19 protein-coding genes are annotated in these 20,480 nt (G+C 70.7%); 13 read left to right on the top strand and 6 right to left on the bottom strand.

Annotation, left to right across the window (positions count from 1 at the left end):
- Positions 1 to 185: 185 nt before the first annotated feature.
- Both ABZV40_RS43905 and ABZV40_RS43900 read right to left on the bottom strand, forming a co-directional pair.
- Positions 186 to 1,811, bottom strand: coding sequence for an alpha-amylase family protein (locus ABZV40_RS43905; RefSeq protein WP_355455805.1), 1,626 nt, complete (start codon positions 1,809 to 1,811; stop codon positions 186 to 188).
- A gap of 19 nt (positions 1,812 to 1,830) precedes the next feature.
- Complete coding sequence (locus ABZV40_RS43900; RefSeq protein WP_355455803.1) at positions 1,831 to 2,088, bottom strand: hypothetical protein; 258 nt, start codon at positions 2,086 to 2,088, stop codon at positions 1,831 to 1,833.
- Between the two features lie 166 nt (positions 2,089 to 2,254).
- Between ABZV40_RS43900 and ABZV40_RS43895 the strand changes: the two genes are divergently transcribed.
- Both ABZV40_RS43895 and ABZV40_RS43890 read left to right on the top strand, forming a co-directional pair.
- Complete coding sequence (locus ABZV40_RS43895) at positions 2,255 to 2,749, top strand: alpha-amylase family glycosyl hydrolase (protein WP_355455801.1); 495 nt, start codon at positions 2,255 to 2,257, stop codon at positions 2,747 to 2,749.
- A gap of 25 nt (positions 2,750 to 2,774) precedes the next feature.
- Positions 2,775 to 3,986: a zinc-dependent alcohol dehydrogenase gene (locus ABZV40_RS43890; protein WP_355455799.1), complete on the top strand. Its 1,212-nt coding sequence runs from the start codon at positions 2,775 to 2,777 to the stop codon at positions 3,984 to 3,986.
- An 88-nt stretch (positions 3,987 to 4,074) separates the two neighbouring features.
- Here the strand turns inward: ABZV40_RS43890 and ABZV40_RS43885 are convergent, their stop codons facing one another.
- From ABZV40_RS43885 to ABZV40_RS43875, 3 genes are all read right to left on the bottom strand, one after another.
- Positions 4,075 to 4,962, bottom strand: coding sequence for a helix-turn-helix transcriptional regulator (locus tag ABZV40_RS43885; RefSeq protein WP_355455797.1), 888 nt, complete (start codon positions 4,960 to 4,962; stop codon positions 4,075 to 4,077).
- Between the two features lie 175 nt (positions 4,963 to 5,137).
- Positions 5,138 to 5,941, bottom strand: a complete 804-nt coding sequence (locus ABZV40_RS43880) for an SDR family oxidoreductase (protein WP_355455795.1) — start codon at positions 5,939 to 5,941, stop codon at positions 5,138 to 5,140.
- A 302-nt stretch (positions 5,942 to 6,243) separates the two neighbouring features.
- Positions 6,244 to 9,378, bottom strand: coding sequence for a BTAD domain-containing putative transcriptional regulator (locus tag ABZV40_RS43875; RefSeq protein WP_355455793.1), 3,135 nt, complete (start codon positions 9,376 to 9,378; stop codon positions 6,244 to 6,246).
- Between the two features lie 140 nt (positions 9,379 to 9,518).
- Here ABZV40_RS43875 and ABZV40_RS43870 point away from each other — a divergent pair, with 140 nt between their 5' ends.
- The 5 genes from ABZV40_RS43870 to ABZV40_RS43850 all read left to right on the top strand — a co-directional run bounded on the left by ABZV40_RS43870 (position 9,519) and on the right by ABZV40_RS43850 (position 13,163).
- Positions 9,519 to 9,701 (top strand): hypothetical protein, encoded by a 183-nt coding sequence (locus tag ABZV40_RS43870; RefSeq protein ID WP_355455791.1) that lies wholly within the window; start codon positions 9,519 to 9,521, stop codon positions 9,699 to 9,701.
- A gap of 71 nt (positions 9,702 to 9,772) precedes the next feature.
- Positions 9,773 to 10,333 carry a redoxin domain-containing protein gene (locus ABZV40_RS43865; RefSeq protein ID WP_355455789.1) on the top strand — a complete coding sequence of 187 codons (561 nt, stop codon included), beginning with the start codon at positions 9,773 to 9,775 and terminating at the stop codon, positions 10,331 to 10,333.
- The gene (locus ABZV40_RS43860) at positions 10,330 to 12,186 is read left to right on the top strand and encodes an ABC transporter ATP-binding protein (protein ID WP_355455787.1); all 1,857 of its coding nucleotides are present in this window, start codon (positions 10,330 to 10,332) and stop codon (positions 12,184 to 12,186) included. Before ABZV40_RS43865 ends, ABZV40_RS43860 begins: the two co-directional genes overlap by 4 nt.
- A 12-nt stretch (positions 12,187 to 12,198) precedes the next feature.
- Positions 12,199 to 12,717: a MauE/DoxX family redox-associated membrane protein gene (locus tag ABZV40_RS43855; RefSeq protein ID WP_355455785.1), complete on the top strand. Its 519-nt coding sequence runs from the start codon at positions 12,199 to 12,201 to the stop codon at positions 12,715 to 12,717.
- Complete coding sequence (locus ABZV40_RS43850) at positions 12,714 to 13,163, top strand: S26 family signal peptidase (protein WP_355455783.1); 450 nt, start codon at positions 12,714 to 12,716, stop codon at positions 13,161 to 13,163. Before ABZV40_RS43855 ends, ABZV40_RS43850 begins: the two co-directional genes overlap by 4 nt.
- Positions 13,164 to 13,455: 292 nt before the next feature.
- On the opposite strand, the gene ABZV40_RS43845 is transcribed toward ABZV40_RS43850, so the two are convergent.
- A complete protein-coding gene (locus ABZV40_RS43845; protein WP_355455781.1) occupies positions 13,456 to 13,638 on the bottom strand; it encodes a hypothetical protein in 183 nt (60 codons plus the stop codon).
- 598 nt (positions 13,639 to 14,236) lie between these two features.
- Between ABZV40_RS43845 and ABZV40_RS43840 the strand changes: the two genes are divergently transcribed.
- From ABZV40_RS43840 to ABZV40_RS43815, 6 genes are all read left to right on the top strand, one after another.
- Positions 14,237 to 17,014 (top strand): cation-transporting P-type ATPase, encoded by a 2,778-nt coding sequence (locus ABZV40_RS43840; protein ID WP_355455779.1) that lies wholly within the window; start codon positions 14,237 to 14,239, stop codon positions 17,012 to 17,014.
- Positions 17,011 to 17,670 (top strand): TrkA family potassium uptake protein, encoded by a 660-nt coding sequence (locus ABZV40_RS43835; protein ID WP_355455777.1) that lies wholly within the window; start codon positions 17,011 to 17,013, stop codon positions 17,668 to 17,670. The genes ABZV40_RS43840 and ABZV40_RS43835 overlap by 4 nt, the downstream gene beginning before the upstream one ends.
- On the top strand, positions 17,667 to 18,323 hold the full coding sequence (locus ABZV40_RS43830) for a TrkA family potassium uptake protein (RefSeq protein WP_355455775.1): 657 nt from the start codon (positions 17,667 to 17,669) through the stop codon (positions 18,321 to 18,323). The genes ABZV40_RS43835 and ABZV40_RS43830 overlap by 4 nt, the downstream gene beginning before the upstream one ends.
- A complete protein-coding gene (locus ABZV40_RS43825) occupies positions 18,320 to 18,445 on the top strand; it encodes a hypothetical protein (protein WP_355455773.1) in 126 nt (41 codons plus the stop codon). Before ABZV40_RS43830 ends, ABZV40_RS43825 begins: the two co-directional genes overlap by 4 nt.
- Before the next feature lie 113 nt (positions 18,446 to 18,558).
- Positions 18,559 to 19,383 carry a DUF4097 family beta strand repeat-containing protein gene (locus tag ABZV40_RS43820; protein WP_355455771.1) on the top strand — a complete coding sequence of 275 codons (825 nt, stop codon included), beginning with the start codon at positions 18,559 to 18,561 and terminating at the stop codon, positions 19,381 to 19,383.
- Positions 19,384 to 19,446: 63 nt separating this feature from the next.
- The coding region (locus tag ABZV40_RS43815) for an alpha/beta fold hydrolase (protein WP_355455769.1) at positions 19,447 to 20,480 on the top strand (1,034 nt) is incomplete at its 3' end.

Raw genomic sequence — 20,480 nt, 5'->3', positions numbered from 1 at the left:
GGGCGCCTTCCTCCACCTGGTGTGGATGAAGGCGCCCTTCATCCACGTAACTGCCCGGCAGGCGGGCTGCGGACAAGGCCTCTGGCAAGGTCGGCGCCGATGAGGACAGCGGCGGCCGCGACGGGCGCGAACGTGGTTGTCGCGCTGCTGCAAGGGGCGGTGCGATCCCGCGCCACCGCCCGTGGTCAGGACCACGGGATGTCGGCCAGGCGGATCCAGCGGAAGCCGTAGCCGTTGAGCTGCAGAGACAACAGGTCGACATCGCGGTCGTAGGTGCCGTCGGCCACGACGTTCTGCGGTGGTTCCTCCTCAGCAGCCTGCGGCGGCACGGACACCTGGCACGGTTCCGGCCTCAGGTTGTGTGCGAAGAGCATGACACCGCGCGGTCCGCGTGCCACGTGCACCAGGACGTGGGGCGGGCCGACGTCGAGCACCTCGTGCTCGCCGGTGGCGATCTCCTCGCACTCGCGGCGGGTGTGCAGGACGCGTTCGAACCAGGTGAGCAGGCTGTGCGGGTCGCTGCGCTGGCGGGCCACGTTGACCTCGGCGCAGCCGCGCGGTCCGGTGCTGATCACGGGCCGGATCAGTGAGTCCGCTCTGGAGAATCCGGCGTTCTTCGCGTCCGACCACTGCATCGGGGTGCGGATCGCCTCCCGTTCCGGCAGCGTCAGGTCCTCGCCCATGCCGATCTCGTCGCCGTAGCGCAGCACCGGGGTGCCGGGCAGGGTGAGCAGCAGGCTGTACGCGAGCTCCACCCGGCGGCGGTCACCGTCGAGCATCGACACCAGCCGTCTGCGGATGCCCCGTCCGTACAGCCGCATGTCCGGGTGGGGACCGAACGCGGCGAACACGTCCTCGCGCTCGTCGGGCCGCAGCCTGCCGAGGTCCACTTCGTCGTGGTTGCGCAGGAACGTGGCCCACTGCGCGTTCTGGGGCAGGTCCGGCAGCTCGCCCAGCACCGTCGCGACCGGACCGGCGTCGCACCGTGCCAGCGCCAGCATCACCGCCTGGTTGAGCCGGAAGCTGAACAGCATGAGCGCCCGGCTCGCGCGGTTGTCGCTGTGCCCGAAGTACTCCAGCACCTCGTGGTCCTCCACGTTGGCCTCGGCGAGCACGACCGCGTCCCTGCGTTGCCACGACGCCGTTTCCCGGATGTCGCGCAGCAGACTGAAGTCCTGACCGCAACCCGACGAGATCAGGAACGGTGCCGCGTCCACCCGGAACCCGGACACCCCGAGCCGGGCCCAGAAGCTGACGACCTTGCGGATCTCCGCGCGCACCTCTGGATGCTCCGTGTGCAGGTCCGGCTGGAAGCGGTAGAACCGATGCCGGTACCAGGCCTCCGCCTGGTCGTCGTAGGTCCACGTTTCCGTTTCCACACCGGGGAAGACGGAGCCCTCCCGACGGTCCGCAGGCTCGGTGTCCGACCAGACGTACCAGTCCCGGAAAGGCGAGTCGCGTCGGGAACGTGCGGCCTGGAACCACGGGTGCTCGTCACTGGTGTGGTTCACCACCAGGTCCATCATGACCCGCACGCCCCGTTCGTCGGCGTGGTCGAGCAACTCGGCGAAGTCGCCGAGAGAGCCCAGTCTCGGGTCGACGGAGTAGTGGTCGGTGACGTCGTAGCCGCCGTCGCGGCGCGGCGACGCGTGGAACGGGCTGAGCCACACCGTGTCCACACCGAGCCGGCTCAGGTAGTCCAGGCGGCTCATGAGTCCCCGCAGGTCACCGACTCCGTCGCCGTCGGAGTCCTGGAACAGGCACACGTCCAGCGAGTAGATGACCCCGTTGCGGTACCAGCGCTCCACCACGTCGGCGGGACTCCTTCGCTCAGTCCCCGCCGAGACGACGCCGCAGCTCCGGCAGGAACTCGCCGTCCTGGCCCACCAGTGCGGCGGGATCGAGTTCGTGCGGGACCGCCGTGTTCGGCTCCCGGTCGAGCAGGTACCGCAGGATCTCCTCGACCAGCGTGGTCCCGTCCAGCTCCGGCAGTGCGAGGTCGTCGAGGAAGTCCTGGGACAACACGACGTGGTGCGTGGTCGTCTCCGTGCCTTCGTGCACCTCCGCGGCGTACTCGTGATCGGCCATGGGTATGACTCGGACATCTGTGCTCATGGCGGCTGTCTACCCGCGACCTGCCGAAGGAAACGACGCAAACGCGTGGACCGGTGTGAGCCGGGTACCAGAAGAGATCGCCCGTCCGGCTGGGAGGAGTTGCGCGTGGGTGGCGTCGAGCAACCTTGGTGGACGCCTCGTGGGACCGACGGTGTTCCGGATGTGCGTGCGGGAGGTCGGACGCGAGCTGGGTGCGATGGCGGCCTGGCCCACGTGGGTGCTGTCCGATCACGACATCGAACGGCACCGCACCCGCTACGGCGGTTCGCCGCGGAGGGCGAACGTGGCGCCGGTGCTGTTGTCGACCCTGCGCGGAACCCCGTTCCTCTTCCAAGGCGAGGAGCTCGGCCTCGAGGACGCGGTGGTGGTGGGGGAGGACCGCGTGGATCCGGGTGGGCGGGACGGTGCTCGCGCGCCTGTGCCGTGGCTGACCGCCGCGCCGCACGGGTGGGGACGGGGCTCGGCCGTGGTCGCCGCGCCGGCGTCTCGTCCGGAAGCGGCTGCTCATCGTTTGCGGATCCAGCGCAGGACCAGCAGGTCCTTCGCCGGACTGCTCAGTCGCTGGGGTTCACGGCCGTTCGGGGCAGCAAACACGCCGGGTTTTGCCGTCGGCTGTGCGGGAACTCGGCGATGAAGAGCTGACGACGAGGGGAAGCGTTGTGAAGGCTGTGGTGTGGCACGGCATCGGTGACATCCGGATGGAGACCGTGCCCGACCCGAAGATCCTGGAGCCGTCCGACGCGATCGTGCGGATCACCCGCAGCGCGATCTGCGGCACGGATCTGCACCTGGTGCGCGGCACGATGCCCGGCATGGTGGAGGGCACGGTGCTCGGCCACGAAGCGGTCGGAGTCGTGGAGGAAGTCGGTCCCGCGGTACGCGGGTTCACGCCCGGCGACCGGGTGGTGGTGACCTCGACCGTCGGCTGCGGTACCTGCTCGTACTGCCGGGCCGGCTACTTCGCTCAGTGCGACACGGCCAACCCCAACGGCCCGTCGGCGGGCACGTGTTTCTTCGGTGGTCCGGAGACGACGGGACCGGTGGACGGGCTGCAGGCGGAGTACGCGCGCGTTCCTTTCGCAATGACGACACTCGTGCGGGTTCCCGACGCGGTGAGCGACGACCAGGCGATCCTGCTGTCGGACATCTTCCCGACGTCCTGGTTCGGCGCCCGGCTCGCCGAGGTCGGCGACGGCGACACCGTGCTGGTGCTCGGTGCTGGTGTGGTGGGCCAGTTCGCGATCGCCTCGGCCAAGCGCCAGGGCGCCGGACGGGTGCTGGTGGTCGACGGCATCGCGTCGCGGCTGGACAAGGCCCGCGAGCAGAACGCGGAGACCATCGACTTCAACGCCGAGGACCCGGTCGCCGTGGTGAAGGAGCTGACCGGCGGCATCGGTGCCGACCGGGTGATCGAGGCCGTCGGCGTGGACGCACAACGCCCGGCGAGCGGACCGGCCGCGGAGCAGTACGAACAGCAGGCGGAGCAGTTCGAGCAGGAACGCGCCCAGGCGGCACCGGATGCGGCTCCGCAGGGTGAGCAGTGGGTACCGGGCGACGCGCCGAGCCTGGCGCTGCGGTGGGCGGTGCAGGCGTCGGCGAAGGCGGGCACGATCGGGGTGATCGGCGTCTATCCACCGGGGTTCTCGAGCTTCCCGATCGGTGAGGCGATGAACAAGAACCTCACCGTGAACATGGGCAACTGCAACCACCGCCGCTACCTGCCGAAGCTCCTGGACCTCGTCGTCAGCGGCACCGTCGACCCCACGGCGTTCATCACCCGGCACGAGGACCCGGTCAACGCGGTCGAGGCCTACGAGACCTTCGACCGGCGCGAGGACGGCTGGCTCAAGACCGTGCTGGACGTCGCGTGAGCTTCCGGAGCGTCGACCGGCTCCGGGCCTGGGGGTGTGCCGAGCGTCCGGTGGGTAGCGCTCGTGCTACGCCGTGCTCGTACGAATATCAGCTGAGTGTTCGGATCTCGGTCGCCGGCTTCTCCTGGCTGGCCGCCCACGACGCCAACAGGGCTAGACCGTCCGCGGTCGCCGTGCCGGCGGGCGCGGTGTAGACGTTCAGGAGCAGGCCGGGTTCGGCAGGCAGCTCCATCGACTCGACGTCCAGGTCGAGCCGGCCCACCACCGGGTGGTGCAGACGCTTGCGTCCGGACCGGTGGAGCCGAACGTCCTGGGACGCCCACCGCTGCCGGAACAGTTCACTGCGTGTTGACAATTCACCGACCAGGGCGATCAGCTCCTCGTCGTGCGGGTTGCGGACGGCTTCCACGCGCAGCTTCGCGGCCACGTCACCGGCGATTCGGTCGTAGTCGACGAAGAACTTTCTTGCCGCTTCGGGATCCAGATACACGAACCGCGCGGTGTTCGCCGGCCGTCGGGTGCCGGCCAGCACCGGTGAATACAGCGCGCGGGCAAGTCGATTCGTGGCCAGCACGTCATAACGGCCGCTGCAAATCCACGCCGGCGCATCGGTGATGGCGTCGAGCACCTGCTGAAGCGCCGGACGCACCGTCACGGCGGGGCGGCGGCGTGGACCGCCGGGCGCCCTGGACTGCCGCGCAAGCTGGAACAGGTGATCGCGCTCGGCCTCGTCGAGTTGCAAGGCAGAGGCCAACGCGTCGAGCACCCCGTCGGAAGCGCCGGTGAGGCTGCCGCGCTCCATGCGCACGTAGTAGTCGACCGACACCCCTGCCAGCAGAGCTACCTCCGCGCGCCGCAGGCCTTTGACCCGGCGGTTGCCGCCGTAGACGGGCAGCCCGGCCCGCTCGGGCGTGATCCGCGCGCGACGCGAGCTCAGGAACTCCTTGATCTCAGTGCGCAGGTCGATCATGGCCACCCCTTCACGGTAGGCCCTGTCCGCAGGCGAAGGGAGGTACTGCTGGTACCCCCGTTGAGACCCGTCTGGTGTTGTGGATGAAGGGCGCCTTCCTCCACCTGGTGTGGATGAAGGCGCCCTTCATCCACATAACTGCCCGGCAGGCGGGTTGCGGACAAGACCTTTGGCAAGCCGCTTAGGTGCCCGATGCGGTTGTGGCGGTGCCGCCGTCGACGGGGACGATGGTGCCCGTCAGGTAAGACCCGGCCCGGCTGGCGAGGAACACGGCCACACCTGCCATGTCGTCGTCGCGGCCGAGCCGGCGCAGAGGGGCCTTCGCCGCGATCGTGTCGCCGATGGCGTCGATCGTGGCCGCCATCATCTGCGACGGGAACACTCCCGGGGCTACCGCGTTCACCGTGACGTGCTGCGGGCCCAGTTCCCTGGCAAGCACCCTGGTGAGTTGATGGAGTGCCGCCTTGCTGCTGGCGTACGAGTAGTTGGGCGCCTCGGCGACGTGGATGGCGGCGATGCTGCCGACGTTGATGATCCGCGCGGGATCATCGGCGGTGCCCGCCCTGCGCAGTGCGGGCAGCAGCGCCTGCACCAGCCAGAACGGCGACTTGAGGTTGAGGTCGATCACTGCGTCCCAGGCCTCGGCCGGGAACGTCTCCAGCGGCTCGCGCCACATCGCTCCCGCGTTGTTGACGAGGACGTCCAGGCGTTCGGAGTCGGCCTTGACCAGATCGGCGAGGCGCTGACACTCGTCGTACCTGGACAGGTCGGCCGGGATTGCTCGAACGTCGCCGAATCCGGACAGCAGGCGCTGTGCCTCCGCGCACGCGTCCGCCTTGCGTGAGCTGACGACGACGCGGGCGCCCGCCTGCAGAAGTCCGCGCGCGATCATCATCCCGATGCCCCTGGTGCCGCCGGTGACGAGTGCGTACTTCCCACTCAGATCGAAAAGGTCTGAGTGAGTGGTGAACGGGGTGTCCGCCATTGGTCTTCGTCCGTTCTGTCGTGGAAGCATGTGCTGACGCGGTCGCGCACCCGGTGCGGCTGAATTGAACTGATGAGGTGAAGCCGCCGCGCGTGTCCATGAAGTGTTTGTCGGCGCCTTCGTTCAGGCTCCTGGGACGGATTGCCGTGCGCGCCTCTCGAACAGGTTGACAGGCGTCCTGGACGTCTGGGAGACCCTGGTGATACAGGTACTGTGAGAGCCACGTTCGACGGTCGGCGTGCCGCCCCTATGGACGTTGAGGGTCCTGGCTCGGTGGCACGGAAGCGACCTTCACCGCGCCGTCATCGCGTGCGGGCCTCGCTCAGTCGGGTTGCGATGGCGCGTGCCGTCGTCGACGCGCATTCGGCGCCTGGGCGATGGCCGGTCGCGTGGTGGAGTTCGAGTGCCTCACGCGCGTACGCCGCGGCCCGTGCGTGGTTGTCCCGCGCCAGCTCGGCCTCGGCGAGGATGATCGCCGCCTTGCCCTGCAGGATCCGGTAGCCGAGTTCCCGCGCCCGGTCGTACGCGCGCTCCGCCGCTGGTGTGGCCTCGTCGTGTTCGGCCAGTGCCAGGTGCGCGTCGGCAAGGCCGACCAGTGCGTCGGTGAGGCCGTAGTGGTACGGGTTCGGGCCGTCGGCCAGGCCGGTCGCCTGCCGGTGGTGCGTGACTGCCGCCCTCGGCTGTCCTGAATGGACGGCGATGCGGCCGACCGCGTTGAGGATGTCGACCTCGTTCTGGGTGCGGCCCGCGGTGCGCACGAGTGCCAGCGCCTGCTGCCCGAGGTCCGCCGCCCGCGCCAGGCGGCCCTCGACGGACGCGATCTCGGCCAGCTTGCCGAGGCCCTGCGCCTCGCGGAAGCGCGAGCCCAGCTTCCGCGCCATCGCGAGAGTCCGGCTGTACAGCTTCTCCGCGTCGTGCAGGTCACCGCGCAGCCAGGCGGCCCAGGCGAGGCCGGCGAGCGCGTCGAGCTCGCCGAAGACCGAGTCGTTCCGCCTGGCGAGGTCGAGCGCCTCACCGAAGTCGCGCTCCGCCGCGCGGAGGTCGCCCGACTCGTTGTGCATGTGGGCGAGAATCCGCAACGCGTGGACGATCCCCTCCGGCGCCCCTTCGGCACGCCACATCTGGATGGACCGCTCGCTGTACCCGAGCGCTTCCCGCCGGCGGCCGAGGCCGAGGAGCGCGTGGCCCGCGTTGCCCAGGGCCTTGGCCTCGCCGGCGCGCCAGCCGATGTCGCGGGCGAGCGTCGCCGCTTCCTCGCTGTGGTCGAAGAATCCCTGGTTGTCGCCGACACTCCAGGACACTGTGGCCAGGTTGATGTGCATCGCCGCCTGGGCCTGCCGGTCGCCCTCCGCGGTCGCGGCGGACAGGCCACCCCGTGCGAACGCCCACCACATGTCGTTGTGGTAGGTGCGGGCGAGGAAGAACCCCCGGGTCGCGTCCGCCAGCCGCCACGCCACCGCCGGCATGCCGTGCGCGGGCGCGCTCTCGATGATCGCGCCGAGGTTGGACAGCTCGTTCTCCAGCCAGGTCCACGCGCTCGCGGCGTCCGCGAACACCTCCTGGCCCGGTGGGCCGGACAGCATCGGCACGTGCGGGTAGAGCAGTCGCGCGGCGGTCTCGGCCACCGCCACGTACCAGTCGTACAGGCGCCGCAACGGTTTCCGTCTGTCTACTTCGGATACTTCGCGGGCGTGGAGCAGGACGAGGTCGTGCAGCCGGTACCGGCCGGGTTCGTGCGACTCCACGAGGTTCGACCGGACGATGCCGTCGAGCAACCGAGTCACCTCCGCCTCGGGCGCGTCGAGGAGCGCGGCCGCGGCGGCCGGCGTGAAGTCCGGGCCGGGCAGGAGACCGAGGTGGTGGAAGAGGCGGCGTTCGTCGGGCCGCAACGCGCCGCAGGACACGGCGAAGGCGGGCCGGACGGCGGCACGCGAGTCACCCGCCACCTCGAGCGCCGTGATCGGACCGGCGTCGCGCAGGTCCGCGACGACCGACGCGATGCTCTGGTCCGCCCTCACCCGCAGTTTCCCCGCCGCCAGCCGCAGCGCGAGCGGAAGCCGCCCGCACAGGCCGACGAGCTCGTCCGCCGCCCGCGCCTGCGCCGCGACCCGCTCGTGGCCGAGGACGTTCGCCAGCAGCAGCAAGGCTTCCGGCCGGTCGAGCACGTCGAGGCGCAGGTTGTGCGCGTCGTCGACGGCGACGAGACCGGTGAGCTGGTTGCGGCTGGTCACCAGCGCCAGGCACGAGGGCGTCCCCGGCAACAGCGGTCGGACCTGCGCCTCGTCAGCCGCGTTGTCCAGCAGCACGAGCAGCCGCCGGTCCGCGGTCACCGACCGGTAGAGCGCGGCTTTCTCCTCGTTGTCAACGGGAATGCGCCCCGCCTCGACGTCGAGCGAGCGCAGCAACCGAGCGAGGACCGCGCCGGGATCGGTCGGCGCGTGCTCGGGGTCGAAGCCGTGGAGGTCGACGTAGAGCTGGCCGTCCGGGAACCGGTCGGCTGCCTGGTGGGACCAGTGCACGGCCAACGCGGTCTTGCCGACGCCCGCGGTGCCGTGGATCACCGCCACCACCCTGCCCCGGTTGGCCGTGATCTTGTCCAGCTCGGCGAGGTCGGTGTCCCGTCCGGTGAAGGACGCCGCGTCGGCGGGCAGCTGCCGGGGCACCGGGGAGGCCGCCGGCGCGGGCCGGCGCACGGGAAGGGCTTGGTCGGTGTTGCTGAGGATCGCGGCGTGCAGCCGGCGCAGCGCGGGCCCCGGCTGGATGCCGAGGTCCTCGTCGAGGCGCGTGCGGATCTCCTGGTAGGCCGCCAAGGCGTCGGCCTGCCGCCCGGCTCCGGACAACGCCCGCATCAGCTGGTGCCAGAACCGCTCGCGGTACGGGTGCTGGGCGGTCAGCGCGGTGAGCTCGCCGATCAGCTCGCCGTGGCCGCCGAGTTCCAGCTCGAGCTCGGTGCGCCGCTCCAGCGCCTGCCACCGCTCCTCGTCGAGCCGGGGCGCCTCGTCGCGCCGCAACGACTCCGACGGCACGTCGGCCAGCGCCGGGCCACGCCACAGCGCCAACGCCTGCCGCAGCTCCGCCGGCGCGGCGACCGGGTCGAGCCGCCCGGCACGCTCGACCATGGCGCGGAAGCGCGTCAGGTCGAGCCGGCCGGGTGCGATGTCGATCCGGTAGCCGCCCGGCCGGGTCGTGATCAGGTCCGGGTCACCCAGTGCCTGCCGCAGGCGCATGACGTGGGTCGGCACGGTGGACCGGGCACGGGCCGGCGGCGCGTCTCCCCACAACCGGTCGATGAGCTCGTCCCGCGAGACGGTCTGCCCGGCACGCAACAACAGCGTCGCGAGCACCACCCGCAACCGGCCGCTGCCCAGCGGCACCGGCGTCGTCCCGTTGATCGCGGCCAGCTCGCCGAGCAGCCGGAAACTCCACCCTTCGGACAATGTGACCCCCGACGGCGAGCCTACCCGAGGTCATCGAGATGTCATCGAGCTGTGAACGGCGCCCGGAAAGGTGGTCGACGGCCATGGCGCGACCAGGGCGCACGCCCTGGTTTCTGTTCCACCAGAAGGGAATGTGTCACATGGTTCGTCTGATCGAGAAGCTCGGTGACCGGGTGCTGGCACGAGTGGTGCCGAAGGCGACGGCGGCGGCCCTGCCGCCGCCCGGGTGCTGGTGTGACCAGTGCACGGGGGCGTGGGCGTTCCGCTGTTGCCAGACCGGCCCGAACACGGCCGTCTGCAGCACCCGGTGCGTGTCCTGCTGATTTGACCTGGCGTCCCCGGCGGTCCGGCCGCCGGGGCGCTGGTCCACTACCGGAAGACAGGAGGTTTCGCGGTGGCGGTGCTGGTCGTTTCCGTGATGGTGCTGTGTTTTCTCTGCCTGTTCGACCTTTTGCTCACGCTGGGCGTGCTCAGGCGGCTTCGCGAACACGAGGCCCGCCTGGAGAAGGCCCCCGACTACGGCGTGCCGGACAACCTGGCGAGCTCGCTCGTGCAGGGTTCGCGACCGGACCCGTTCACCGCGACGACCACCGACGGCGGCGTGGTGACGTTGGACGACCTCGTCGACGGCACGGTGGTGGCGTTCATGTCGCCGCACTGCAAATCGTGTGTCGCCAACCTGCCGAACTTCGTCGAGCACGTCGGCGTGATGCCGGAGGGCAGGCGGCAGGTCATCGCGGTGGTGATGGGCGAGGAGGTCGAGTCGAGGCCGATGGCCGCCCGGCTGGAGCCGGTCGCGCAGGTCGTGGTCGAGCACCTGAACGGGCCGCTGGCCGCGGCGTTCAAGGTGACCGCGATGCCGGTCATCTTCGTCCTGAAGGGAGACGGGATGGTGGCAGCGACGTCGTACGAGATCGACCAGCTGCTCGGTCCGATGGCGGCGGTCGTCAAGTGAGCTCGCGGTTCGCGGGTGTCGCCACGGCGGTCGGCCTGGCGTGGCGGGCCGCACCGGGGCTGTTCTCCGTGTACGTGCCCCTGAACGTGCTCGGCGCGGTCGTCCCGGTGGCCTCCGCGTGGCTGGTCAAGCTCATTCTCGGCGCCGTCCTGCGCGGTACGCCGCTGTACCCGCTGCTGTGGCTGGTCGGCATCCTCGCGGTGGTGGGGGTCGTCGCGGGTGTCGTGCCGCAGGTGAACGAGTACGTGCGGGTCGAGGCGGACCGGCGGGTCGCGCTGCTGAGCGAGGACCGGCTCTACGGCGCGACCGAGCGGTTCGTCGGGCTCAGCCGGTTCGAGGACCCCGACTTCCAGGACACGTTGCGGGTGGCGCAGGAGTCCGGGCGGTCCGCGCCGAGCAACGTCGTCAACGGGTTCGTCGGGGCCGGCCGGGCGCTGGTGACGGTCGCGGGGTTCGTCGGGTCGCTCGCCGTGCTCGACCCGCTGATCACGGTGGTGGTGCTGGCGGCGGGGGTGCCGGCGGTGCTGGCCGAGCGCGCGCTCGCCCGCCGCCGCGCGGCGGTGTTCCTCGAGATGAGCCCGTCGATCCGGCGCGAGCTGTTCTACGCGCGGCTGCTCACCGACGTCCGCGCCGCCAAGGAGGTGCGGTTGTTCGGGATCGGCGCGTTCTTCCGGCAGCGGATGCTGGCCGAACGCGTGACGGCCAACGCGGCGGAACGCCGGGTCGACCGGCACGAGCTGCGCGTGCAGGGCGGGTTGGCGTTGCTGTCGTCGGTGGTGGCCGGCGGGGGTCTCGTCGCGGCGATCGTGGCGGCGAGCCGGGGGCAGCTCTCCGTCGGTGACGTGTCGATGTTCGTCGCGGCCGTCGCCGGGGTGCAGACGTCGCTGTCGATGCTGGTCGGCTCGTACGCGATGGCCGGCAGGTCGCTGGTGATGTTCGAGCACTACCTCGCCCTGATGCGGTCCGAGTCCGACCTGCCGGTCGCGACGCCGCCGGCGGTGGTGCCCGAGCTGCGCGGCGGCATCGAGCTCCGCGACGTGTGGTTCCGCTACTCCCCGGCGCATCCGTGGGTGCTGCGCGGGGTGAACATGACCATCCCGGTCGGCCGGGCGGTGGCGATCGTCGGGCGCAACGGTGCGGGCAAGAGCACGATCGTGAAGCTGCTGTGCCGGTTCTACGACCCGACCCGCGGCTCGGTGCTGTGGGACGGCGTCGACCTGCGTGACATGGCGCCCGCCGACCTGCGGGCGCGGATCGGCGCGGTGTTCCAGGATTTCATGGAGTACGACCTGACCGCCGCCGAGAACGTCGGGGTCGGCGACGTCGAGCGCCGCGATGACCGGCCCCTGGTCGAGGAGGCGGCGCGGCTGGCCGGCGTGCACAAGACGCTGGCGCGGCTGCCCGCCGGGTACGACACGCTGCTGAGCCGGACGTTCAGCACCGCCGGCTCGGCGTCGGCCGAATCGGCCGCGCTCGCCTGGCTGACCGGCGACGACGGGTCGGCCGTCGGGGTCACGCTGTCGACCGGGCAGTGGCAGCGGCTCGCACTGGCGCGCGGCCTGTTCCGCGGCAGGCGGGACCTGCTCATCCTCGACGAGCCGAGCTCGGGCCTCGACCCGGAGGCCGAGCACCAGGTGCACGAGACGCTGCGGTCGTACGCCGCCGGCACGACCAGAGTGCTGATCTCGCACCGGCTCGGGGCGACCAGGGATGCCGACCACGTGTTCGTCGTCGAGGACGGCGTGGTGTCGGAAGAGGGCTCGCACGCTTCGCTCGTCGCGGCCGGTGGCGCGTACGCCCGGCTGTTCGCGTTGCAGGCCAAGGGATATCAGGAACCGACCGCGGTCGGCTGAGGGGAGCGAGTTATGTCCACAGTGGACTTGGCGGGCCGTGCCGTGCTGGTGCTGGTGTTCGCGGCGTCCGCCATCGGGAAGCTGGGCAACTTCGGCGGTTTCGTGGCCGCGATCCGGGGGCTGCGCCTGGTGCCCGACGCGTGGCCGCGGCCGGTCGCCCGGTTGGTCGTCGCGGCGGAAGCGGCGGCCGCCGGGCTGCTCCTGCTGCCGCACCGCGGCGCGGTCGCCGGCTTCACACTGGTGATCCTGCTGTGCGTGCTGTTCGCCGTGGTCATCGAGTCGTCGGTGCGCAGGGACATCCGCGTGGCCTGCCCGTGTTTCGGCGCGTCGGCGGACCTGTTGAACCGCAGGCACCTGGTGCGCAACGGTCTTCTGGTAGCCGTGGCGGTCGTCGGGCTGGCCGGGGTCGACACCGCGCCGCCCGGGTTCGTCGACGCCCTGGTCGGCGCGGTGACGGCGGTCTTCGTCGCCGCCGTGGTGATCAGGTTCGACGATGTCGCCGAGATCCTCGTGCCGCGGGTGGCGCGGTGATCGCCGTGGTGGTGCTGACGGGGGTCGTGCTGGCGGCCGTGTTCGGCGTCGTCGCACTGGGCAGGCGGTTCATGGTGGTCACGGTGGCCGGCCCGAGCATGGCCCCCGCACTGCGCGACGGCGACCGGGTGCTGGTGCGCCGCTGCGCGGTCGACTCGGTGCGGCGTGGCGACATCGTCGTGCTCCTGGGGCCGAGGATGCCCGGCCGCGGCGTAGCGCCTGCCGACTTCATGGCAGGTGCGACGAACGAGGAACGCACACTGCTGATCAAGCGTGCGGTGGCGGTGCCCGGCGATCCGCTGCCGGGTGACTCGGCGGTGGTCTCCGCGGACGAGATCGTGGTCACCGGCGACAACGAGAACATGAGCTACGACTCCCGGCAGGCCGGCCCGTTCGACGCGCGCGAGGTACGCGGGGTGGTCGTCCGCCGGCTGACCACGGTCTAAGCGCCTTGCCAGAGGTCTTGTCCGCAACCCGCCTGCCGGGCAGTTACGTGGATGAAGGGCTCCTTCATCCACACCAGGTGGAGGAAGGAACCCTTCATCCACCTCACCGGACGGCGAGTTGCGAACACGACTTCTGGCTACCTGCTCAGACCTGTTGGCTCCGTGAACCGGCACCGGGAACACGTGTACCGCCCGGAAGTCGTCGCTGCTTGGGTCGGGGAGCCGTGGATCGTCCGGACGGTGGCGTGCGCTGGGCGAGTCCGGTTTGGACTCGGAGGCGCCGAAGGGGCTCTCATCGCTCGTCTCGGGGAGGCGCCGTGACCACTCGAAGAGGCGGTCTGGCAGCGGCTCGCAAAGTCTCGACGAGCTTCTTGATCGGTGTGGCGAGGTCGGGGTGGTCGCCCTTGTCGATGCGGTGCAGCAGCCGGGCAGCGGTGTAGAGCAGGGCGAGCCGTCCGGCGTCGGTGTCGAGCACATGGCCGAAGGTGCTTCGCACTCGTTCGGCGGCTTCTGGCACGAGCAGGCTGTGGCAGAGCAGTGGCGCAGGGCGTCGGTGGGGGAGCACGGTGAACCGGGCGCGAAGGTCATCAGCTAGGCGTTGCTGCCACCGGTCCTCCCACTCGTAGACGTCGAGAACGCGGTCGAGTACGGGTAAGGGATCACGCTGTTCGGGCACGGCATCCTCTCGCATCGGCGCGCACAGAACGCGCTGTGCGATTTCCTTGGTACCGCTCGGAAAACTCCAAGCGAGAGCCGAAGAGGGCATGTCCCCGATCGGGGGAGTGCCGGGCGAGTTGTTGCGGTTGCCTCATGAGGGTCTCGATGTCGGTGGCGTCCACGTGGTCGAGGGTCCGGTCACCGAAGGCGGTCATGATGTGGATCCAGTAGCTGTCGCAGGGGTGTCGTGCGCCTGGCCCTGCAGCGGCGGCGACCTTGTGCTTCACCGCTGTGGGCTGGACTCCGGCCAGTGCGGAGGCGCTGCGAATCTGTGACAGCACCAGGGACCTTGGGGCCTTCTGCCCGGTTACCTCCGGGCCTGTGCCCAGGTGACGGCGCGGCAGCACGCTGTGGCCATGACCACCGCGCCGTCCATGCCGCGGGCCGGGGAACGCGACGTGGTCGCGATCCAGACGGCCGAACCCGGCGCCGTGTTCGGCATGGTGGGGTCCGCGCCGCGTGGGCTCTCGTCGCAGGAGGCGGCCTCACGGCTGGCTGAACGCGGACGCAACGAGCTGCCCCGGCTCGCGGAACGGTCGCTGGTGTCCCGGTTCCTCGGTCAGTTCACGGACCTGTTCGCCGTGGTGCTGCTCGTCGCGGCGGCGTTCACGTTGTTCGCATACCTGCTGGGCACCCCGCCGGACGTCGGGAACCTCCGGCTGGCGATCGCGATTCTGGCGGTGGTGCTGCTCAACGCGTCGATCGGGTTCGGGCAGGAGTACATGGCCGAGCGGACCGCCGACGCGATGCGGGACATGGTGCCCCGCCGGGTACGGGTGATGCGTGACGGTGATCGTGTCGAGGTACCCGCGGCGGAACTCGTCGTCGGGGACGTGGTCGTGCTCGACGCCGGCGACGCGGTGTCGGCCGACTGCCGGGTGGTCGAGGCGCACGAACTCGCGGTCAACAACGTCGTGCTGACCGGGGAGAGCGATCCGGCGGGACGCACCGCCGACGCGGTACCCGCCGTGGTGGCACCGCTGGAGGCGCGGAACCTGGTGTGGATGGGGACGACGGTCGCCGCGGGCACCGGCAAGGCGGTGGTGACCGGCACCGGCGAGCACACGGAGTTCGGGCGGATCTACCGGCTGACCGCCCGCACCACACCCGACCGCAGCCCGCTGCAGCTGCAGATCGCGCACATGGCCCGGCGGGTGGCCGCCGCGGCGTTCGCGCTGGGGGTGGTGCTGTTCGCGGTGCGGCTGCCTGCGGGCGGGCCGCTGGTCGAGACGTTCGTGTTCGCGCTCGGGGTGATGGTCGCGTGCGTGCCGGAGGGGCTGCCCGCCACGCTGTCGGTGGCGATGGCCATCGGGGTGCGGCGGATGGCGCGGCGGCGGGCGTTGGTGAAGAAACTGGTCGCGGTGGAGACCCTCGGGTCGACGACGGTCATCTGCACCGACAAGACCGGCACGCTCACCAAGGCCGAGATGACTGTCACCCGGATGTGGACGGCGGCGCGGACCCACCGGGTGACCGGAGTCGGCTACGCGCCGGACGGCTCGGTGTCCGATCCGGACTCGGCCAGGGAGATGTTGCGGGTGGCGGCGTTGTGCTGCGACGCCAGGGTGCTGCCACCGGAGCCAGGGCACGGCTGGAGGGTGCTCGGCGACACCACTGAGGCGGCACTGCTGGTCGCCGCGGCGAAAGCGGGGCTGGACGTGGACGCCGAGCAGCGGGCAGCCCCCAGGGTGGGCGAGTTCCCGTTCGACTCGGAACGCAAGCTCATGACCACCGTGCACGCTTACCGCGGGCGCACGTGGGCGCACGTGAAAGGTGCTCCGGGTGAGCTGCTCGCCCGCTGCACCCGCATCCGCACCGAGCAGGGCGACATCGCCCTGGACGACCGGGCCCGCGCCGAGGTGCTGGCGGCCAACGACGCGATGGCGGGCTCCGCGCTGCGGGTGCTGGCCGTCGCCGTCCGTGCAGTCCGCGGTGCGCGGACCGGTCAGGTGGAGGCGGAGAACGACCTCACGCTGCTCGGTCTGGTCGGCATGCTCGACCCGCCGCGCCCCGAGGTCGTCGACGCGGTCGCCTCCTGCCGTCGCGCGGGCATCCGCGTGATCATGGTGACCGGTGACTACGCGCTCACCGCGGAGGCGATCGCCCGCCGGGTCGGCATCCTGGCCGCTCCGGGCCGGCCCCGCACGGTCACCGGCGCGGACCTCGACGGCGAGATCGACGACACCGGGCTGCGCGACCTGCTCACCGGGGAGGGCGACGTGCTGTTCGCGCGGGTCAAACCCGAGCACAAGATGCGGGTGGTGGCCGCGCTCAAGGAGCTCGGCGAAGTCGTCGCCGTCACCGGTGACGGCGCCAACGACGCACCCGCGCTCAAACGCGCCGACATCGGCGTCGCGATGGGCGCCACGGGCACCGATGTCGCCCGCGAGGCCGCGGTCATGGTCCTGCTCGACGACTCCTTCGCCTCGATCGCCACCGCCGTCGAGCTCGGCCGCTCGGTCTACGCGAACATCCGCAAGTTCCTGGTCTACCTGTTCAGCCACAACCTCGGCGAGCTGGCCCCCATCCTGGTCGCCACCTTCGCCGGGTTCCCGCTCGTGCCGATCAACGCGATGCAGGTCCTGGCCATCGACCTCGGCTCGGACGTGTTGCCGGCGCTGGCACTCGGCGCGGAGCCCCCCGAACCCGGTGTGATGGACACACCCCCGCGCGGGCGGCGGGAACGGTTGTTCTCCTGGGCCCTCGTGCGCCGGTTCCTGTTCCTCGGCAGCATCCAGGCCGCGAGCGCCACCGCGTTGTTCTTCTGGCACATTCACACCGCCGGCATCCCGTTCGACCGGTTCACCGCCGCGAACCCCGTCTACCGCGAGGCGCTGACCATGACACAGGCGACGATCGTGGTCAGTCAGTTCTTCAACTCCTTCACCGTGCGCAGCGACCGGCTCAGCATCGTGCGCCTGGGCCTGTTCTCCAATCGCAAGTTGATCGGCGCGGGACTGATCGGCATCGCGATCATGTGTGCGATCAGCTACGTCCCTTTGCTGCAGGCGGTGTTCCACACCGCGCCTCTGTCTGTCGTGGACTGGCTGCTCGTGGTCGGCTGTGGCGCGCTCGTTCTCGGAGCTGACGAGGTCCGCAAGTTCCTTCTGCGTCGCAAGGAGGTCACCGCATGAAGGCGATCATCATGGGCTGCGGCCGGGTCGGCGCCGCGCTGGCTCACCAGCTGTCCGCGGGCGGGCACGAGGTGTTCGTGCTCGACCGCGACCAGGACGCCCGCGAACTGCTGCCCAGCGGATTCGCGGGTGAGTTCGTCGTCGGCAACGGGTTCAACCGCGGCGTGCTCGAACGGGTGGGCATCGAGACAGCAGAGGCGTTCATCGCCGTGACGTCCGGAGACAACACCAACATCGTCGGCGCGCGCATCGCGAAAGAGGACTACCGAGTCCCCAGGGTGATCGCGCGCATCTACGACCCGCGCCGCGCCGACATCTACGCCGATCTGGGCATCCCCACCGTCGCGAGCGTCACCTGGACGGTCAACCGGATCAGCCAGCTGCTGCGGCACCGCTACCTCGACCCGGAGGTCAGCTTCGGCAACGGCGAGACCCTCCTGGTCCGCGAGACACTGCCCGCCTGGTTCACCGGACGGCCGGTGCACGACCTCGACGTGAACGGGGAGATCCGGATCATCGCGGTCACCAGGGGCGGCCACTCGTTCCTCCCGAGCGGCGACACTCTCGCGCGCGCGGGCGACGCTGTGAGCCTGGCCGTCGCCGCGACCGCCCTGGGCCGGTTGCATTCCTTCCTGGGCAAGGAGCTGGGCACATGAAGGTACTCGTCGCAGGTGCCGGGCGGCTGGGTGAGCAGGCCGCGCACCTGCTGGCCGCCACAGGCCACCAAGTCACCGTCATCGAACGCGATCGCACGCGCCTTGCGCAGCTTCCCGACGCGGATGTGCTGCGGCTGGTGCACGGCGACGCCTGCGAACCCGCCGTTCTCGAAGACGCGGGTGTGCGCAACGTCGACCTGCTGCTCGCCACCACCGGAGAGGACGAGGACAACCTCGTCATCGCCCTGCTCTCCAAACGCCAGTTCACCGTGTCCCGCACCATGGCCCGCGTGAACGACCCCGACAACGCCTGGCTGTTCGACGCCCGCTGGGGTGTCGACGTCGCACTACCTGCGGTCGCATCCCTGGTGCCGCTGATCGAGGAGGCCAGCGGCGCGACGGACACCGTCGGACTCCTCCGGCTGGCCGCCGCCGGAGTCACGGTCATCGCGACCCACATCGACGACCACTCCGCCGCAGCCGGTCGGCCGCTGTCCGGCGTCGACCTCCCGGCCGGCACCGTGGTGGCCGCCGTCGTTCACGACGCCCGCCCGGTCGTGCCGGCCACCGACTACCGCTTCCGCAGCGGCGACACCGTCCTCGTGGTCTCCGCGACCGCCGACGAACACGACATCCGCACCAGGTTCCAATGATCGGACAGGATCCCGGGCGGTGCGGCGAGTACGGGCGCGCAGAACCGGTGTTCATGTGGATCGAGGCCGGTGGCGCCCGCGGCCTGAGTGAGGACGGCGGGCACACCATCGGTTTGCGCTGACACAGGTCCTGACATCGGTGTTGTCGCCGGTGTCAGGGCCGTGACGGACGCGTGTCCGGCCTGTTGGCGAATGTGGTCGCAACAACCACGAAGGCCGACGAAGGAGACACGACATGTCCACGTTCACCACGCCGGACCCGATCACCGCCACGCTGACCACCGCAGGTGCCCGAGTGCGGATCGCAGCCGGCGAGCGCACCGACACGGTGGTGCGGGTCGAGCCCGTCAACAGCGCGAACTCCAAGGACGTGAAGGTCGCCGAGAAGACCAAGGTCGACTTCTCCGACGGCGTGCTGGCCGTCAAGACGACCAAGTCCGGTGACCAGAACGGGTCCGTCGCCATCACGATCGAGCTGCCCGCCGGGTCCCGCCTGATCCTCAACACCGCCTGGACGGAGGTGCAGGCCGACGGTGTGCTCGGCGACTGCGAGGTCAACATCGGCTCGGGGCAGGTCCAGCTCGACCGCGTCGCCACGTTGAGGGGCAACCTCGGCAGCGGCGGGCTCGCGGTCGGCCGCGTCGCCGGGTCCGTCGCCATCGAGGGCAGCACGGCCGGGGTGCGGATCGGCGAGGCCGACGGCGTTGTCCGCTACCAGGGCACGAGCGGCAAGGTCTGGATCGGCCACGCCCGGTCCGACGCCAACCTCGGTGGTTCCAGCGGCAGCTTCGACATCGGCCAGGCCGACGGCAGTGTGATCGCGAAGGCAGCCGACTGCCCGATCCGGATCGGGCGGGCCACGAACGGTCAGCTGGAACTGATGAACGCCTCGGGCGGCATCGAGATCGGTGTCGGCGAGGGCACGGCGGTCCAGATCGACGCGAAGAGCACAAAGGGGCTGGTGCGCAGCTCTGTGCCCGCACTGGACGTCAGCGGCGATGCGCTCAGGCTCTACGCCCGGACGCGGCTCGACGACATCGTGATCCACCCCGCGGCCTGAAATCACGACCGGTGTGGCGCCGTTGCGGCGTCACACCGGTTCCCGGCTGGCAGGATCAACTGGGTGCAGATCAAGGTCCTGGGACCGTTCGAGGTGCGTGCGGACGACGGCGCTGTCGCCGACGTGCCGGGCGCGCGGTTGCGCGGGCTGGTGGTCGCTCTCGCGCTCCGGCCTGGCCAGGTGGTCCCGAAGGCGACGCTGATCGACTGGATCTGGGGCGAGCACCCGCCGGTCGATGCCGCGAACGCCCTGCAGCGCCTGGTTTCCCGGCTGCGCAAGGCAGTTCCGCACGTCGTGGTCGAGGGACTGACGGACGGCTGCCGCCTGATGATCGACGCGGACGCCGTTGATGCGGTGCGGTTCGAACGGCTCGTTGCCCGAGCACGCGAAGACCAGGGATCGCAACGGCTGCGCGAGGCCCTGGAGTTGTGGCGCGGCCCGGCGATGCAGGACGTCGGCCTGCAGGACAGCGAGGCGTTCGACGCGGCGGCCACCCGGCTCGAGGCGTTGCGGCTGACCGCAACGGAAGACCGGTTCGAAGCCGAGATCGGCCTCGGTCACGGCGCGGATCTGGTCACGGAACTGACCGACCTGGTGGCCGCGCACCCGGTGCGGGAGAAGCTCGTCGCCGCACTGATGCGCGCACTTGCCGCGGCAGGCCGCATCAGCGAGGCGTTGCGGGTGTATCAGCGCACGAGGGAAGCACTGGCCGACGAGCTCGGCGTCGACCCCTCACCCGAACTGTCCGGCGCCTACGCCGACCTCGGCCCCGGCTACCGCCACATCACCTACGACGAGCGCGCCCGCGGCAAGTCCAAGCGCTCGGCGGACTACTCGTTCGAAGGCGCTCTGCGAGACCTCGACGCCGTCCTCAGGGCGAGGGGCGTGGAACAGCCGTTGCTGGTCGGCTGGTCCTACGGCGGCATCATCGGCTGGCACTGGGCCGACCGGCACCCGGACCGCGTCGCGGGCCTGGTGACCGTGGACGCCTTCCCGGTCGGGCTGACCGGCGAGGCCGGCCGCGAGCGCATCCGCAAGACCTTCCGCGGCTACCGGCTGCTGCTGCCGATCGCCGCCCGGTTCGGCCTGGGCGCCCG

This window comes from Lentzea sp. NPDC004782 (assembly GCF_040609115.1).
In the GTDB taxonomy this organism is placed as follows: Bacteria; Actinomycetota; Actinomycetes; order Mycobacteriales; family Pseudonocardiaceae; genus Lentzea.
The sequence above is the reverse complement of the archived record's forward strand: the minus strand, read 5'-3'. Positions and strand labels throughout refer to the sequence as shown.